The sequence below is a fragment of the Candidatus Hikarchaeum yamanae genome (genome assembly GCF_009889665.1).
In the GTDB taxonomy this organism is placed as follows: Archaea; Halobacteriota; Halobacteria; order Halobacteriales; family Hikarchaeaceae; genus Hikarchaeum; species Hikarchaeum yamanae.
The window spans coordinates 133,724-149,598 of sequence record NZ_WTZR01000001.1; the positions used below are offsets into that span (position 1 = coordinate 133,724).

17 protein-coding genes are annotated in these 15,875 nt (G+C 40.9%); 11 read left to right on the forward strand and 6 right to left on the reverse strand.

The window, feature by feature from the left end; genetic code table 11:
• Positions 1-163 precede the first annotated feature (163 nt).
• Both ACM9H2_RS00660 and ACM9H2_RS00665 read left to right on the forward strand, forming a co-directional pair.
• Positions 164-412, forward strand: coding sequence for a hypothetical protein (locus ACM9H2_RS00660; protein WP_415487144.1), 249 nt, complete (start codon positions 164-166; stop codon positions 410-412).
• 67 nt (positions 413-479) lie between these two features.
• On the forward strand, positions 480-1,658 hold the full coding sequence (locus tag ACM9H2_RS00665; RefSeq protein WP_415487146.1) for a site-2 protease family protein: 1,179 nt from the start codon (positions 480-482) through the stop codon (positions 1,656-1,658).
• 16 nt (positions 1,659-1,674) lie between these two features.
• Here the strand turns inward: ACM9H2_RS00665 and thiL are convergent, their stop codons facing one another.
• Complete coding sequence (gene thiL / locus ACM9H2_RS00670; RefSeq protein WP_415487148.1) at positions 1,675-2,547, reverse strand: thiamine-phosphate kinase; 873 nt, start codon at positions 2,545-2,547, stop codon at positions 1,675-1,677.
• 83 nt (positions 2,548-2,630) lie between these two features.
• Between thiL and ACM9H2_RS00675 the strand changes: the two genes are divergently transcribed.
• From ACM9H2_RS00675 to truA, 4 genes are all read left to right on the forward strand, one after another.
• Positions 2,631-3,089, forward strand: a complete 459-nt coding sequence (locus tag ACM9H2_RS00675) for a 30S ribosomal protein S19e (RefSeq protein ID WP_415487150.1) — start codon at positions 2,631-2,633, stop codon at positions 3,087-3,089.
• An 80-nt stretch (positions 3,090-3,169) separates the two neighbouring features.
• A complete protein-coding gene (locus ACM9H2_RS00680) occupies positions 3,170-3,517 on the forward strand; it encodes a DNA-binding protein (protein WP_415487152.1) in 348 nt (115 codons plus the stop codon).
• 65 nt (positions 3,518-3,582) lie between these two features.
• Positions 3,583-4,893, forward strand: coding sequence for a histidine--tRNA ligase (gene hisS, locus ACM9H2_RS00685; protein ID WP_415487154.1), 1,311 nt, complete (start codon positions 3,583-3,585; stop codon positions 4,891-4,893).
• A 12-nt stretch (positions 4,894-4,905) separates the two neighbouring features.
• Positions 4,906-5,700, forward strand: coding sequence for a tRNA pseudouridine(38-40) synthase TruA (gene truA / locus ACM9H2_RS00690; RefSeq protein ID WP_415487156.1), 795 nt, complete (start codon positions 4,906-4,908; stop codon positions 5,698-5,700).
• Here truA and ACM9H2_RS00695 read toward each other — a convergent pair.
• Entirely contained in the window at positions 5,692-6,192 is a 501-nt protein-coding gene (locus ACM9H2_RS00695) for a hypothetical protein (protein WP_415487158.1), read from the reverse strand. The two genes, truA and ACM9H2_RS00695, sit on opposite strands and share 9 nt — an antisense overlap.
• 130 nt (positions 6,193-6,322) lie before the next feature.
• Here ACM9H2_RS00695 and ACM9H2_RS00700 point away from each other — a divergent pair, with 130 nt between their 5' ends.
• Together ACM9H2_RS00700 and ACM9H2_RS00705 are read left to right on the forward strand one after the other, a co-directional pair.
• Entirely contained in the window at positions 6,323-7,618 is a 1,296-nt protein-coding gene (locus tag ACM9H2_RS00700; protein WP_415487160.1) for a glucose-6-phosphate isomerase, read from the forward strand.
• 5 nt (positions 7,619-7,623) lie between these two features.
• Positions 7,624-8,424, forward strand: coding sequence for a type II CAAX prenyl endopeptidase Rce1 family protein (locus ACM9H2_RS00705; protein ID WP_415487162.1), 801 nt, complete (start codon positions 7,624-7,626; stop codon positions 8,422-8,424).
• On the opposite strand, the gene ACM9H2_RS00710 is transcribed toward ACM9H2_RS00705, so the two are convergent.
• On the reverse strand, positions 8,416-8,877 hold the full coding sequence (locus ACM9H2_RS00710) for an NOB1 family endonuclease (protein ID WP_415487164.1): 462 nt from the start codon (positions 8,875-8,877) through the stop codon (positions 8,416-8,418). The genes ACM9H2_RS00705 and ACM9H2_RS00710 overlap by 9 nt on opposite strands.
• Positions 8,878-8,888: 11 nt before the next feature.
• The gene (locus tag ACM9H2_RS00715) at positions 8,889-9,155 is read right to left on the reverse strand and encodes a PRC-barrel domain-containing protein (protein WP_415487166.1); all 267 of its coding nucleotides are present in this window, start codon (positions 9,153-9,155) and stop codon (positions 8,889-8,891) included.
• 113 nt (positions 9,156-9,268) lie between these two features.
• On the opposite strand from ACM9H2_RS00715, the gene infB reads away from it, so the two are divergent.
• Positions 9,269-11,068, forward strand: a complete 1,800-nt coding sequence (gene infB, locus ACM9H2_RS00720; protein ID WP_415487168.1) for a translation initiation factor IF-2 — start codon at positions 9,269-9,271, stop codon at positions 11,066-11,068.
• 9 nt (positions 11,069-11,077) lie between these two features.
• Here infB and ACM9H2_RS00725 read toward each other — a convergent pair whose 3' ends face one another.
• Together ACM9H2_RS00725 and pepF are read right to left on the reverse strand one after the other, a co-directional pair.
• Positions 11,078-11,566 carry a pyruvoyl-dependent arginine decarboxylase gene (locus tag ACM9H2_RS00725; RefSeq protein ID WP_415487170.1) on the reverse strand — a complete coding sequence of 163 codons (489 nt, stop codon included), beginning with the start codon at positions 11,564-11,566 and terminating at the stop codon, positions 11,078-11,080.
• Positions 11,567-11,568: 2 nt separating this feature from the next.
• The gene (pepF, locus tag ACM9H2_RS00730) at positions 11,569-13,368 is read right to left on the reverse strand and encodes an oligoendopeptidase F (protein WP_415487172.1); all 1,800 of its coding nucleotides are present in this window, start codon (positions 13,366-13,368) and stop codon (positions 11,569-11,571) included.
• Positions 13,369-13,475: 107 nt separating this feature from the next.
• Here pepF and ACM9H2_RS00735 point away from each other — a divergent pair, with 107 nt between their 5' ends.
• Together ACM9H2_RS00735 and ACM9H2_RS00740 are read left to right on the forward strand one after the other, a co-directional pair.
• Complete coding sequence (locus ACM9H2_RS00735; RefSeq protein ID WP_415487174.1) at positions 13,476-14,336, forward strand: protein translocase subunit SecF; 861 nt, start codon at positions 13,476-13,478, stop codon at positions 14,334-14,336.
• On the forward strand, positions 14,333-15,868 hold the full coding sequence (locus tag ACM9H2_RS00740; RefSeq protein WP_415487176.1) for a preprotein translocase subunit SecD: 1,536 nt from the start codon (positions 14,333-14,335) through the stop codon (positions 15,866-15,868). The genes ACM9H2_RS00735 and ACM9H2_RS00740 overlap by 4 nt, the downstream gene beginning before the upstream one ends.
• Positions 15,869-15,875: the final 7 nt, after the last annotated feature.

Genomic DNA, 15,875 nt, shown 5'->3' on the forward strand with positions numbered 1-15,875 from the left:
TATTAAATTATATGAAATAATCTATCTAATAGCTTTATGAAAGGTCTAATTAATTATAGTGTCTTTATGAAAACAACAAAAAAGTAGGTGTTTTCTGAAAACCACCGAAAAAAGAATGGGAGATCATTAGTATATATATGAACTGCTCTCCTTTCCTTACCCAATGGAACGAGATTCCTCCCTATCAACCGAAGCCAAAACAGAGCTACTCAAGGATTATCTCCGTGATAGAGCCGAGAGTGGAAACCTCTACTTTAAGAGTAAATTCATCGCTGCCGATGTGGGCCTCTCACCAAAAGAAATCGGTGCAATATTGGCCAAAATCCGAATTGATTCTACCACCGATTTTCAACTTGAAAAGTGGGCCTATACCAGTGCCACAACCTGGCGCGTAATACCTGCTTCAGTTTAATTTCTTTTCTCCACTCATTTTTCTATATTAGAACCCTTATCTCCCTCTATACCCAATCCAGTATTTGATGCCTAATCCCCCTCCATCTGGGCCCTCATCCGATTTATTTTCTTCCGTTTTCCGTGTCTATGAAACAAAATTTGAAGGGGATTCTATAATCTATTATGGGGAACCTCTATCAAACCCTCATTCTATCATTGAATTTGTCTGGCCACTTTTTAGAGAGCATGGCTACGAACCACAGTTAACTCAACAACTAGGCGAATATGTCCTGGTTGCCAAACCAATCTACAATGCCCCCCCCGAATTCCCATGGTTACAATTATTGCTTTTCATAGCAACCATTCTTTCCACTCTCTATGCAGGATCCATGTGGTACTACATACCCGATCCACTATCTAATCCTCTATCACTCCTTCAAGCCTGGCCATTTGCTGCAGCTGTAATTGGAGTCCTGGCGGTCCACGAATTAGGACATTACGCCGTGAGTAAATACTATCATGTAGATGCAACCTTGCCATATTTCATACCTATGCCCACTTTTATTGGAACGCTAGGCGCACTCATTCGAATAAGAGGTCACATTCCTACCCGAACTGCGCTCTTTGATATAGGAATTGCTGGACCCATCGCCGGTCTTTTGGCAACCATTGCGATCACCGCAATAGGATTGTCTCTCGATCCAATCTCTGTGCCCACTTGGGTGGATTCTTCTACTCCTGGTGTATTCACGGTCGAATTTGGATATCCCATCTTGTTTAAATTAATTGCCATACTGGTTGGATCTCCCGGAACTGAAAATATATTTGAGGTTCTTATGGGGACAACAAAAATCGGTTATTCCGACCCCACTATGGCTTTCAATCCGGTAGTTTTTGGAGGTTGGGTTGGCATGTTTGTTACTTTCCTCAATTTACTCCCTGTAGGCCAACTAGACGGGGGGCACATACTCCGTGGATTATTGGGCCAACGGGCTGCCACGGTTTCTGCTCTTATCCCCGGATTTCTATTCGGGCTAGCTGCATTTCTATATTATTTTGGAGAAAAGTTTTTCACAGCTAATGTCAGTAGTGCGGTTTCCATGTGGCTATTCTGGGGAATTCTTACTCTCTTTCTAGCCCAATCTGGGTACGCCCGCCCAATAAAAGACGAACCCCTGGATCTGAAAAGAAAGGCTTTGGGGATTTCCATATTCTTAATTGGATTCCTCTGTTTCACCCCAATCCCTTTACAAATCTTGGGATAATTCTTCTCTTTCACTCTCACCCATGGGTGTACCCTCGATTTTCGATCAATTCCCCATCCATTTTTATATCCTTTTCAACCACCTCTCCTATGACAGTTATACTAATTTCTATGTCCTCTTCAATCTCCTTAATTTTCTCACGTGGTGCCGTAAATACAAGTTCAAAATCCTCTCCATAAGTCATTGCAACTCTGAGTGCAACCTCGCCATCCTCCACTATTTCTTTAAGCATTTCATTTATTGGAATCGTATTAGAATCGATTTCAAATCCGCACATACTCGCTTTCCCAATTTCGTACAACGACCGAACAAGACCATCACTTGAATCCATCATAGACGTCGAGTATTGGGCTATTATCAAACCCTCTTCAATTCTAGGTTTGAATCTAAACATCTCGTTTGCCTTTTCATTTTCATTTCTTTCGAACAGTCTTTTCGCCGCAGCACTTCTACCCAAATCTCCTGTAACACAAACTACATCTCCCAATTCTGCACCCCTCCTGAATACTGGCTTCACTGACTCCCCAATCGCCGTAGTAACCACGCTGAATTCGTTTGAATTATCTAAATCCCCTCCTACATACTCTGCACCAACTATCTGACAAACTTCATTTGCCCCTCGAATGAATTCATCTATCTCTTCCTTTCTAAATTCAGGAGACGAATACGCCGCAACTACTGCTATTGGATCTCCGCCCATAGCCGCTATATCTGAAAGAGATGCACCCACTGACCTCCAACCTGCAGTATAATGCGTTGTCCCCTGTGGAAAATCCGATTTTTTGTGTAGCATATCTGTAGTAATCAATAAATTTTGTATAAACGCGGCATCATCACCACTTCTTGGAACCTTTCCGTGTATAAATTTAAGAGCGTCTTGTTCATCCATCAAATCTTACCCCTTGGCCTTCCCTCAATATGTGAGCAGTACTTCGACGGACTTAAAAACCGAGGAAGAAAACTTCTACACCAATGGTAACTCTCTATGATGTCCCTGTAGATGCATTCCTAAGCACACTCGCAGAGACACTTTCAAAGCAAATAGAACCCCCTGAGTGGTCTGAATTCGCCAAATCTGGACCCGATAGAGAACTTCCCCCTGAGCAAGATAATTTCTGGTTTGTAAGGGCAGCTAGCATCCTCCGAATTGTAGCTATTGAAGGTCCTATTGGTGTCGAAAGACTATCAAGCATTTATGGCGGTGGAAAAGCAGGATCGAATCGATACCGCGTAGGCCCCGTCCACCACGTCAGTGGGAGTGGAAAGATCATTCGAACAATATTACAACAACTAGAAACTGCAGGTCTACTCGAAAAGCCTCCCAATTCTATAGGCAGAGTTGTAAGCCCACAAGGTCAAAGCCTCCTAGACAAGACTGCCGGAGAAGTGCTTAAAACACTCAAACGGGACGACTTAAATCGATATATCTGAAGTCTATCCTTCACTCCATTCTTCTTTGTCAAATTCACCTCCGCAATCGTTTTGCTACACGGCGCTGAAGTTCTCTCTATATGAGCGGAAATGATGGCGATCTCGATGCTATCCGTCAACAACGCATGGCAGAAATCCAAGCACGCCAACAAGTAGCAGCACAAGACGTGGCCCAAGAACAGGCATTACAACAAGCAGAAATGCAAAAACAGGCCATCTTGCGACAATTTTTGACGGACGGTGCCCGAACACGATTAAACTCGGTCAGAATGAGCAAACCCGAATTCGCATCTCAAGTCGAACAACAAATAATTGCTTTGGCACAGAGTGGGAGACTCGGTGATAAAATAAGTGAGTCACAGATGAAGGATTTACTTCAGAAACTTTCCCCCTCTTCCAGAAAAAGCTTTGACATAAAACGCCGCTGATACTATCTAATTCTCACATATTGTAAACGGAAGAATTCAAGCGCATCCAGGAAATACCTACGTGTATGCACGACCGTCTCAAAGGCTTTCGAGAGTTCTATCCCGAAGAGATGGTCAACCGAAAAGCTGTCTTCACTTCAATTGAAAAGACAATATCTAGCTACGGGTTCCGAGAGATAGGAACACCTTCCCTTGAAAGAACCCAGTTATACATTGATAAAAGCGGCGGCGAAATTGTAGATCATTTGTATTCTTTCCAAGACCAAGGGGGCCGAGATATCACTCTAACTCCTGAACTTACACCCACTGTTGCTAGGATGGTGGCTTTACGTGGCAAATCTCTCCCAAAACCCATAAAATGGTTTTCAACAAGACCTTTCTGGCGATATGAACAAGTCCAGCAAGGCCGTTTCCGGGAGTTTTACCAAACAAATGTTGATATTTTCGGATCTTCTTCCCCTAGTTCTGATGCCGAAATCATCGTTTGCGCTGCACACATACTATCAAATCTAGGATTGGGCGACGATGACTTTATTTTTCTAGTATCTCATCGAAGTCTTTTGTCTGGTCTACTGGAATCTTTCTCTCCCGATGTCGATTTGACCGCTGCCATACGGGCAATAGACAAAAAAGATAAAATTGATTCTCAACTATATGCAACATTGTTATCCGAAGCCAATTTCCCATCCGATTCCATCGATGATTTAACTGATATTCTTTCTCTCACAGATCTATCTGAAATAGCAGAATTTTCACACGACGAAACTATGCAATCTGCAATTAAAAACTTAGAGGAAATATTTGATATAGTGTCTCAAACAATAGCCGAAAAATACTGTTCTATTTCTCTTAAAACCGCGCGCGGACTTGATTACTATACGGGATCCATTTTCGAATGTTTCGATGCCTCGGGAGAAGTCCACAGATCCATCTTTGGTGGTGGGCGGTATGATAATCTAATTAGTGATTTTGGAGGACCTTCAATCCCTGCTGTAGGGTTCGCTTTCGGAGATGCCACTTTAGAAAAATTACTTATGAGAACTGGGACTTGGCCAAATAAAAAACTCAAAACAGATTACTATGTAATTCAAGTAGGTGACACACGTGAATCTACAATCAAACTAGCCCATGCCCTTCGAGACCGCGGTAACATAGTGGAAACCGATGTTTCTGGGAAGAAATTCACGTCACAGCTAAATTATTCAAATTCAATCAACGCAGAGACTGTAATCATTGTTGGAGAACGCGACTTAAAGGAAAACAAAATAACTATCAAAAAAATGTCCACTGGAGAAGAGCTCCAAGTTTCTATAGACGATTTCCCTGGGGATTACCATAGCCCTACATATGACGATTTTGCACCCAAAACATCTTAGACATTTAACATCATGAAACAAGCATTTCGGTTAGCTTATGATGGGAGAAATTTTCATGGTTTCCAGAGGCAATCCCATCTACCTACTATTGAATCATCTTTATTTAAATCTTTGATCAACTTGGGCCTTTGCAGCGACGTGCCCGTTGATTATTCAGCCGCGGGGAGGACCGATTCTGGAGTTTCTGCTATTGCACAAACGGTTTCATTCGAAGCCCCCATTTGGTGTACTCCATCCGCTATAAACTCAAAACTTCCAAGCTCTATTAGAGTATGGGCTTCTACCACCGTTCCAGAAAATTTTAATGCCACTTTGGATGCTTTAAACCGTACATATATCTATTATCTTCACGCATCCAATTTAGATTATGAACTTTTGAACTCTAGCATCCAACTACTATCTGGGCTGCACGATTTTCATAATTTAACCCCTGATAAACAACGTACAAAACGCAATATAACGATAAGTGCTACCCCTTTTGAAGACCATTTTGTCATCTCTATAGAATCTAGTGGATTCTCCCGCGAATTAGTGCGAAGAATAATCTCTTTAATTGTGGAAATTTCTTCAAAAAAATCACCCATAGAAAAAATAGATCGTATTTTTTCTCCCCACCCTCTGACGGGTCCCGAAGGAGTCCCACCCGCACCTGCGTACCCTCTAATCCTTTATGACGTTGGTTACCCCTTCAAATTCCAATGTGATCCAAAAGCTATCGATAGTGCTCGCGACATATTTGAAACATTATCTAAAAAACACTTGACACTCTCTCATATCTTCCAACACATCCCTCAATTTTTAATTTAATTTTCTAGTTTTTCTTTCGATTATCACTATCATTCCCATTGATAAAACTATCACTCCTACTCCATACGATTCAGGAAGTGAATCAATCCACCATCCTACACTTTCCAGTGGCCAATTTAGTGTATGATCATTTGGGTCAATTATGCCCAATCCAATAAAAAGTGAAACTATGTATCCATATCCTGCTCCTGCCATGAAACCCTCATTTCTCACTGTGCTCCTATCCTTTTGCTGGCGCCTTGAAACAATAAAAACCGGGGCAACTAGGGGGATCACTATCCCTAACAGTATGGCACCTAGAAGAATTTGCTCTCTAAATGGACCTGTCCCCACTGGATTTGCAGTCCAGGTAATCCCTGCAAGTGTTGTCAAAAAAACAACAAATATTCCTACCACTGAACTGATAAAAACATACGATTTAAACACTAAAGAACGGCTTTTCTTAGCCGCATATTTGTATGTCCCAATCAAACCTGATTTCTTCCCTACCATATCCGTTATCTACCTATCTTCTCCACCGAACTATATTATCTATTTCTACTTTCACCATCTACTTATAGCATCTGAAGTTGCTAGTCCTCGAACCAAAGCAGATTTGTCCACGAGCGTCACAGAAGAATATATGCGGATAGACATTGGGAACAGTCTTGATACAGTTGCATCTCCTGGCATGTCTTCTGATACTCTAGACTCTTTAGATCGCCAAGTCGATGCTATCCATACAACTATAGTACCTAAGATCCACGACAATAGCTTTGGATATGCCGCCCTCAACCTATTATCTCCCGAAGAAACAAAACAATTACTCGATTTTACCGAGCATTTCTCTGATTTCTCCAATGTGCTCACAATTGGAATAGGCGGGAGCGCATTGGGCTCTGCAACACTCTCAACATCACTTGGACTTTCTGGCCATTATGTACTTGATAATATAGACCCTTCAGCAAATCTAAATATACTCACCAATATCGATTTTACAGATACAGTTGTTAATATCGTTTCTCTTTCTGGTTCTACCATTGAAACCATTTCTAATTTCTTAGTAGTCCGAGATCACATGAACAAACAGAACATAGATTGGACTTCTCAAACTTTTGTGACCACCTCTGGTACTGGCACTCTCTATGACCTCTCCAACAAATACGACCTCCCCCTCCTCCCCTTTCCCGAATCCATCCCAGGACGTTTCTCAGCCCTATCCTCAGTAAGTCTCGCACCCATCTCAATTTTGGGTGGGCCTGTAGAAGAAATTCTCAAAGGGGCACAAAACGGATTTGATTCTCTCTCCACATCTATCTACAATTCTCCCCCTTATGCTTATGGTGCAATTACCTCTGAATTATTTAATTTAGGCATCACTTCCAATTCTCTCATGCCTTATTCAGAACATCTAGAGACTTTCACTGAATGGTTTGCCCAGTTGTGGTCTGAAAGCCTCGGAAAAGACGGAATTGGACAAATCCCCCTCCGAGCAATGGGCGCCACCGATCAGCATTCCCAACTTCAGCTTTACCGAGCTGGAAAAAGAAATCTCATGGTGACATTCATCGATATCGTTGACCATAAAACTGAGTTAAATATACCCCCTTCGGAATTCGAAGATTTTGATTATCTCTCAAACCTACCACTGGAAACTTTACTAAGAACTGAACTTCAAACAACAGAAGCAAGTCTAGCAGAAGCGGGATGTCCTTCTATTCGGATAGAGCTCGATCAACTAAATCCCTACAGCATCGGGGAGCTTTTACATGGTTGCATGGCGTCTTGTATCCTCTTTGCAGAACTACAAGGTATAAACGGCTTTGACCAACCTGCGGTTGAATGGGGAAAACAAGCATTAAAGGATATTTTAACTGGGAAAACTAGTTCCGAATCGAGTTCTACTCAAAATAAGAATTCCCATTGGATTAAAAAATAATACTAATGTCTCTTCTCTCTAATTTATTAACTCCTCCACAACAAAAGTCAAAACAACCACTAAAAGAGATATTTTTTGCCACTTTAATTGGTATATCTGGTTTAATCGCAATCGCATTCTGGAGCGTAATATTCGTTCTAATTGTTGGCGTGGACATTCTTACAGATCCTCTCTGGGGACTTCTTCTAACATCACTTGCTTTTTGTATGGGCATTTTGACAATTTTTTTGTTCTACATGCGCCGTACAAATACGCCTTTTACTTTTCTTGATATTAATTTCCCCACCTGGCGCGATGTCTTCTATATTATATCTGGTTTAATCACACTTTTTTCAATACTCTTAATCATCGGTATCTTATTCACATATTTCGGTGTTGAAACAACATCCCATTCTGTTGAAAATATAGTCTCATCTTCCCCTGAACTAATACTCTTGCTCATTCCGATCTCCCTTTTACTCGTTGGCCCACTTGAAGAATTGTTATATCGAAATATTATTCAAAAATCTTTGTATAGTTCATTTTCCCCAATTGGTTCTATTTTCATATCAAGTATTATTTTCTCTGCCGTTCATATCTCTGCCTACGCCGGAGATTCATTATTCCAAAACCCCCTCCCCGCTCTCAATGCACTCGCTGTAATTTTCATTTTATCGGTTATCATTGGAATCGTATACTATCAGACTAAAAATATAGTCACAGCCGCATTGCTGCATGGCATCTATGATTCAATCATTTTCGCCGTTTTCTATATCAATATCACTACTGATATAACTGCTACAATATCCTCTCTTCTCTTATTTTGAGGGATTTTTTCTATTTAACTGACCCCCGCATATCGGACAGTCTTTCTGCATAGTTCTACTTTCCTTTCCACAACTCCCACATTTGAATATCCAATTTCTTTTATCTTTGATGGTTTCCATCGCGATCCCTTCGACCATTAATCCAATTTCTGCAGCCGTATTTTGAATTGCATAATCATCAGTTACTAATACTCCTTCTAATTCCATTGCAGCAGCAATTAAACAAATATCCGTTCTAGAAAGAACAGTATGGTCTCCTGTTTTTTTAGATATCCGAATTACTTCTTCAATAGTCCTTTCCTGTGGTACTTGTATCTGCATACCTCCTCCTCTCATAGCTTCAAAACGCAAACGTGCTTCCCCCTTCAATTCCTCTGAAACTTCTGCCACTGTTGTGATATTCCTCTCTTTCGTGTGGCCTCTAATAAACGCAGAGGAATCCAAGATATACATGCCCGCTAATTTTAACTCATTAACTCTTTGATATCTTTAACCATAATGTTATCCGTCACCGATTCAACCAAGCCCACTGGAACAAGAAAATTTCCTTCTGAATTCTTATCATAACCCTCAAAATCACTCTGAACGATATCTTCTTTTGGTCTCACCACGATCGATTCAAGCTTACCCGTTTGAAGATCTACAGTTATATTCTCCAAAGTCCCCATCTCCTTTCCATCATTTCTCATAACTCCCTTTTCAATTAGGTTTTGTGCTAATATGTCTGTCATACTCCCTATATCTTTTCAACAAGCATAATACTCACGGAGAAATATCAGTTAGATAGATGATTTTAATGTTCGGTATGGATGGATAACATTGATCATAGCCTGAGGAGATACAGATGCCAAAAAAGAACATTAATAACCAAGACCTCTTTCGAACTCCTATCATATCGGTACTCGGACACGTCGATCACGGAAAAACCACTTTACTTGATAGCATACGGGGATCTTCTATAACAGACACTGAAGCAGGAGCAATCACTCAGCATATAGGAATCACCACTGTCCCAATTGACATAGTCTCAAATATGGCTGGTTCTCTTGTCAGTTCTGAAAGTCTAGAGTTACCTGGATTACTTTTCATAGACACCCCTGGACATCAACTATTCACAACCCTTCGATCTAGAGGTGGATCTCTAGCTGACATAGCGATCCTAGTTGTCGATATAAATGACGGATTTCAACCCCAGACAAAAGAAGCCCTAAATATCCTCCGAAATTCCAAAACACCGTTCATAGTTTGTGCCAACAAAATTGATACCATCCCTGGCTGGAATTCACATCAAAACTCTGCTTCTGTAACTAGCTATACTTCCCAACCAGAACGCGTCCGATTAGCTCTAGATCAAAAATTCTATGAATTAGTCGGTGAACTTTCTACATTCGGATTCACTTCTGATTATTACTGGAAAGTATCTGATTTCAGCAAAACGTTAGGCATAATACCAACTAGTGCCCGAACCTGCGAAGGAATTCCCGATTTACTCGCTGTATTGATGGGCCTGACTCAAAAATATATGCGAGAATCTATGTCAGTCGATATAACTGGTCCTGGGAAAGGCATAGTACTTGAAGTTAAAGAAGAGCGAGGACTCGGAATTGTAATCGATGCAATCCTATATGATGGTAGTCTCTCCGAAGATGATCAAATGGTAGTTGGAGGGCTCGACGGTCCCATCTCTACGAATGTCCGCGCGCTTTTCAGCCTCTTGCCACTTTCCGAGTCAAATTCTAATAACCTTTTTACCCGAACCTCCTATGTCACTGCAGCATCTGGAATCCGAATTGCAGCACCAAACCTTTCCAACGTTTTAGTGGGATCTCCCCTCCGATCAGTCCGCGATTCAAATATTGATTCCATCCTCCTCGAAATAGAATCCGAGTTAGAAAAAGCAAAGATCGATACACAAGATTCTGGAGTTGTAATTCGCGCTGATACTCTCGGCAGTCTTGAGGCACTTTCCAAGGCACTCTCTGACATAGAAATTCCTGTAATGCGAGCATCAGTTGGTGATATAGCACCCAGGGATATTTCATTAGCTAGTACTACCGATAAAAAACAATATCGACTCATCTTGGGTTTCAATGTTAATTTAATAGAAGATGCGGCACGCCACGCACGGGAAAAAGATGTTAAAATTCTTACAAACGATGTCATCTACCACCTCCTTGAAGAGTACGAATCTTACACCGAAGAACTGTCTTCGTATAGGCGGAAGAACCTTTTCGAGAAATTAACTCGACCTGCACATTTCCAGATACTCGAAAACCATATTTTTCGACAATCAAATCCGGCAATTGTAGGGGTAGAAATACTTTCTGGGACCCTTCAAAAAGGTGCACCAGTAGCTATCCCTCTTCAAGATGAATTTAAAAGAATAGGATTTGTCAAAGATATCCACCACCAAGGAGAATCAGTCACTCAAGCAAAAATCGGAGAACAAGTAAGCGTCTCTCTTGATGGCCCCACCATCGGACGACAAGTAGATGAAAAATCTGAACTTTGGGTAGATGTCCATGAGAAACATGTTAAAGCATTGGAAGATACTTTCTACGACGATCTTCGAAATGATGAATGCGAAACTCTCTCTCGCTTTGCCCAAGTAAAACGAACTAAAGATCCTTTTTGGGGAAAATAATACCTGTTCCTAAAACATATTCTCACTTTTTCCATACACACCCACAACCACCGATGTCACAAACTCACTTTTACTTATATCGGAGCTATTTATTTTCATATTCGTATCTCCAAATTCCCAGTCTCTGAGGCCTTTGCAATATTCTATCCCCTGATTCAGTTCTTTTCTGACATCCTCTTCATCATCTCCTCCAGACGATTCATAGAATATCCCTGCTTTCTCCCCCTTGGCCCACGCCAAACCTGCGACCGCTTTTTTATTCCTCCCCTTCAACGTGGTTTTCGCTTGAACTACCCAGAGCCTATCCCCAAACGGCCCCAAATCTGGCATTTTCTTGACAACTTCTACTCCTGCTCCTCTCGGAATCATCGATGAAACCTGTACTAGATTGTAATTACTTATCCCAGCTTCATGAAGGGCGGCATCATACGATGCTATTTCCGTTGGACCTTCTCCCGACCCACACGTGATTCTTATTGCCATCGTATCAATTTGCATATCTATCCATCACCAATAATCAATTCCATTTCTGTAAGATAGTCTTCGTAAACTGATATAGATTTTTCAATTGGTTCTTTTGATATCATGTTCACTCCTGTTTCTTTCAGCAACTCTAAGGGGTACTCACTTGACCCCGATTTGAGAAATGAAATATATCTATCCTGTTGGCAACTATCCCCCTTTATCAGACTCTGCGCCAGTGACACTGCAGCAGAGATGCCTGTAGCATACTGATACACATAATAGTTATAATAAAAGTGCGGAATTCGCATCCATTCCCTCTGTATGTATTTATCCATGCCAATTGGCTCGTAAAATTCACTTTTTATTTTTCTATATATCTCATCAAATGTATCTGGAATCAATGCCCCTCCTGATTCTACAACATTATGAATTTGATGTTCAAAATCAGCAAACATAGTTTGCCTAAACAATGTACTTCTGAATCTCTCTATAGCTTCATCAAGAACGTGAATCTTGAATGATTCATCTTCTACTGTTTCTAAAAGGTAATTTGTCAGAAGAGTCTCATTAACAAGAGATGCAACCTCTGCTACAAATATGTCATAACCTGAATACACATACGGCTGAGACGCGTTGGTCAATCTAGAGTGCATTGAATGCCCTAGCTCATGAGCCAGAGTAAACATAGACTGAATATCATTCTGATAATTCATAAGTATGAATGGTTTTGTGTCATAAGTCCCTCCACTATATGCTCCAGAGTACTTCCCACGATTTTCATACACGTCAATCCACCCCGAATTAACACCATCTTTGAGCCCATTTTCATATTCTTCCCCAAGAGGCGACACCGATTCAACCACGTATTCTAATGCCTGATCGTATTCTACTGTTGGACTTTTTCCATGAGATATTGGAACATATAGGTCCCACATTTTCATCTGATTCAATTCTTGACTCTTCTTTTTTAATTCAACATGTCGATGCAAAACATGGAGATTCTCTTTAACTGTATTCACCAATCCATCATACACCTCTGTCGGGATATTCGACCCGTCCATCGCAGCATCCCTTGCATTTTCATAATTATGTGCCCGGGCTATTTTGACATCTACAATAATATTATTCTTCAACATGGACCCTATGGTATTTCTGAATCTCCCCATTTCTCCATAAAATTTCTGATAAACTTTCTTTCTAAGCCCCCTCTCACCTTCTCTCATAAATTTAGTGAAGTTTACGTGGGTGATCTCAATTAACTCTTGATCCTCCCCTCTAACTTTTGGAAACGATATATCTGCATTCATTAATAATCCATAAACCTCACTTGGGGCCGAAAATATTTCTCCCATATCTGCCAATAGTCCCTCAACCTCTGCCGAACGAACATGATCTTTCACCCGGATTATTTCGTTTAAATAATGGTGATAAATATCAAGTCCCGCATTTGATTTCAATAACAATTCTAATTTTTCGTAATCTAGTTCTTGAATTTCTGGCTCAATGAAACTAGTCACTCCCCCTAGTTTTGCCGCCACCGATCTAGCTTCAATCAACATAGATTGATATTTTTGGTTTCTTCTGTCTTCATCGGAGTGCAATTTTGCATATGAAATCACCATTCCCATCTCTCGCATCACTGACTCCGATAGATCCAATAACTCTAGTAAAGTATCTCCACTTTCACAAACCCTTCCTTCATATAGTTCAAATCCATCCAATCTTTTCTTGACAATCTCAAGTGAATTTCTCCATTCACCATTTTCAGAATATATACTTTCCAAATCCCATTTATATTTTTGAGCAATTTCTGACCTTTCTGGGACCTTTTCCATGATAGGCTTTAGTAGCGACCGACTGTAATTCTTACCTTCTCTTCGTTACCGATTTACAAATTCGCTGTAGTAAGCTTTATCCGCTCTAACTAACACCGCTAATTCGTATGTTTGAGTTCAACGTCGAATCTTTTCCTTTTAAGAAATATTCGAATAAACAACTCGCTTCTATACCTCTGACTCTTTTATTGGTCTCAATTCTAGTATTGGGCGGGTGGTATCTCGCTACAGGATTACCTGTTAACCCCGGAATAGAATTCACTGGCGGAACTGAAATTACATTAATTTCTGATGGCGGAACTGATCCCATTTATTCAACATTTGATTGGCCTATCGATTCTATCCGGCCTATTGCAACCCAAACTAATGCATATATAGTCACATTCCAATCCTCCACCGTTCAACCCGAACAGTTAGAACTTGCTTCAAACAATGCTGGCTTCGAGGTTTTAGCAGTCCAAAGTACTTCCCCGAGTTTTGGAGCAGAATCTCAAACATTAGCACTACTTGGCATCATGATGGCGTTTATTGGAATGGCTATTGTTGTTTTCTTTTTATTCAGAAAATTAATTCCTTCAGTAGCAGTAGTCCTCTCTGCTTTAGGAGACATTCTAATTCCTCTTGCTATTATGAATTTGCTGGGCATTCAACTATCTTTGGGTACTGTGGCAGCCTTATTAATGTTAATAGGATATAGTGTCGATTCTGATATATTACTTACAAATCATATATTAAAGCGTAAAGGGAACTTCTACGAATCTACTTACAATGCTATGAGAACTGGACTTACTATGACTTTCACATCACTTTCTGCAATCACCGTTATGACCATATCCTCATTTTTATTCGGTGTCGATCTTCTAACCTCGATTGGTGTGGTACTTATTTTCGGCTTACTTGTGGATTTGCTCAACACCTATCTCTTAAACTTTAGTCTCCTACGTTGGTACATCGAGGGTCAGCAATGAATATTCGTTCCAATTGGCGTATCTTGGCCCTTTCAATTCTTCTAATCCTCAGTGTGATTGTCATCTCTCCTATCGGATCAACTTCCACCTCTACTTCCGATAGCTTGGATCTAAACCTCAGTTATGGACTAGATCTTTCCGGTGGCACCCGTGTACGGGCCCCGCTTGTTGGTTGGACTGTAGAAGAAGTGTCTTTCATCGGATATCAGGAATCAAATGTAGAAGAAACCATGTTAAGCCAATTTCCCTCTTTATCTCGCAGCGACGTCGATGCCAAAATAGGACCAGACGGGATTGGGACTTTTGAAATATTTGCAGATATCCCGGTAGAAGATTTCAGATTGGCCCTTTCTCGTGCCAACCTATCTCATGGTGAAATCCGCCCAGGGGTCACTGCACAAACTCGAAAAACTACTCTTGAAGTGCTTAACAAAAAATTTGATGAATCTGGACTTACCGGTGCAACCGTACAACAATCAACAACACCATCTGGTCAATATTTTATCATAATTGAGGTTCCCAATTATAATAGCAATGAAGTCCGAAAATTAGTCGAAAAACGTGGATCAGTGGAGGTAATGATCCAATTCCCAACCGAAACTAACGAATGGGGAACTGTAGTCGTACTTACACAAGATGACATAGCAACCGTTGGAACCGTTCAGGACCCAACTATTTCTATTGGGTCTCCCCATGTACCTGTCACTTTGACAGAAGAAGGAGCTTCGAATTTTCAGATGTACATGCAGCAATACGGATTTTCTTCTCAAAGCAATTCTAATACTTGTACAAATTCAATCCCCCGAGAACTGCGATATTGCATTCATACCGTCTTAGATGGGGATATCGTTTACTCCGCATCTATCTCCCCCGGTCTTTCTACTTCATTGGCGAAAGGGGAGTTCATCAACAGTAAGAATTTTGTTATGACCTCTACAAACAGAACGAATGCAGATTCTCTTCGTCTTAATCTCCGAGCTGGAGCGTTACCTGCACCACTCGATTTAGATTCTGGAACAATCAATTTTGTTTCTCCCAGTTTGGCAGAGAATTTCAAAATCTACTCATTTCTTATAGGCCTAATCGCCATCTTGGCAGTCGCCGCAGTAGTGTTCTTCCGTTATGGTGAAATAAAAGTAGCCTTCCCCATGGTTATCACTGCATTATCTGAAGTTATCATCCTATTGGGTTTCTCTTCTGGTATTGGCCTAGCGTTGGACCTCTCCCACATTGCAGGATTTATAGCAGTTATTGGAACAGGTGTGGATGATTTAATCATCATCGCAGATGAAGTCATGGCCGAAGGCTCTGTTTCCTCAGCAAGAATATTCCGTAATCGCTTCAGGGCAGCATTTTGGATCATTGGAGCAGCAGCAGTGACGACCATAGTTGCACTGAGCCCCTTAGCTGTACTTTCACTCGGCGACCTCCGTGGTTTTGCGATAGTAACAATTTTAGGCGTTCTCATAGGGGTACTCATAACACGTCCCGCCTATGGTGACATTCTAAAATTCTTACTTAAATTAAAATAAATTATAT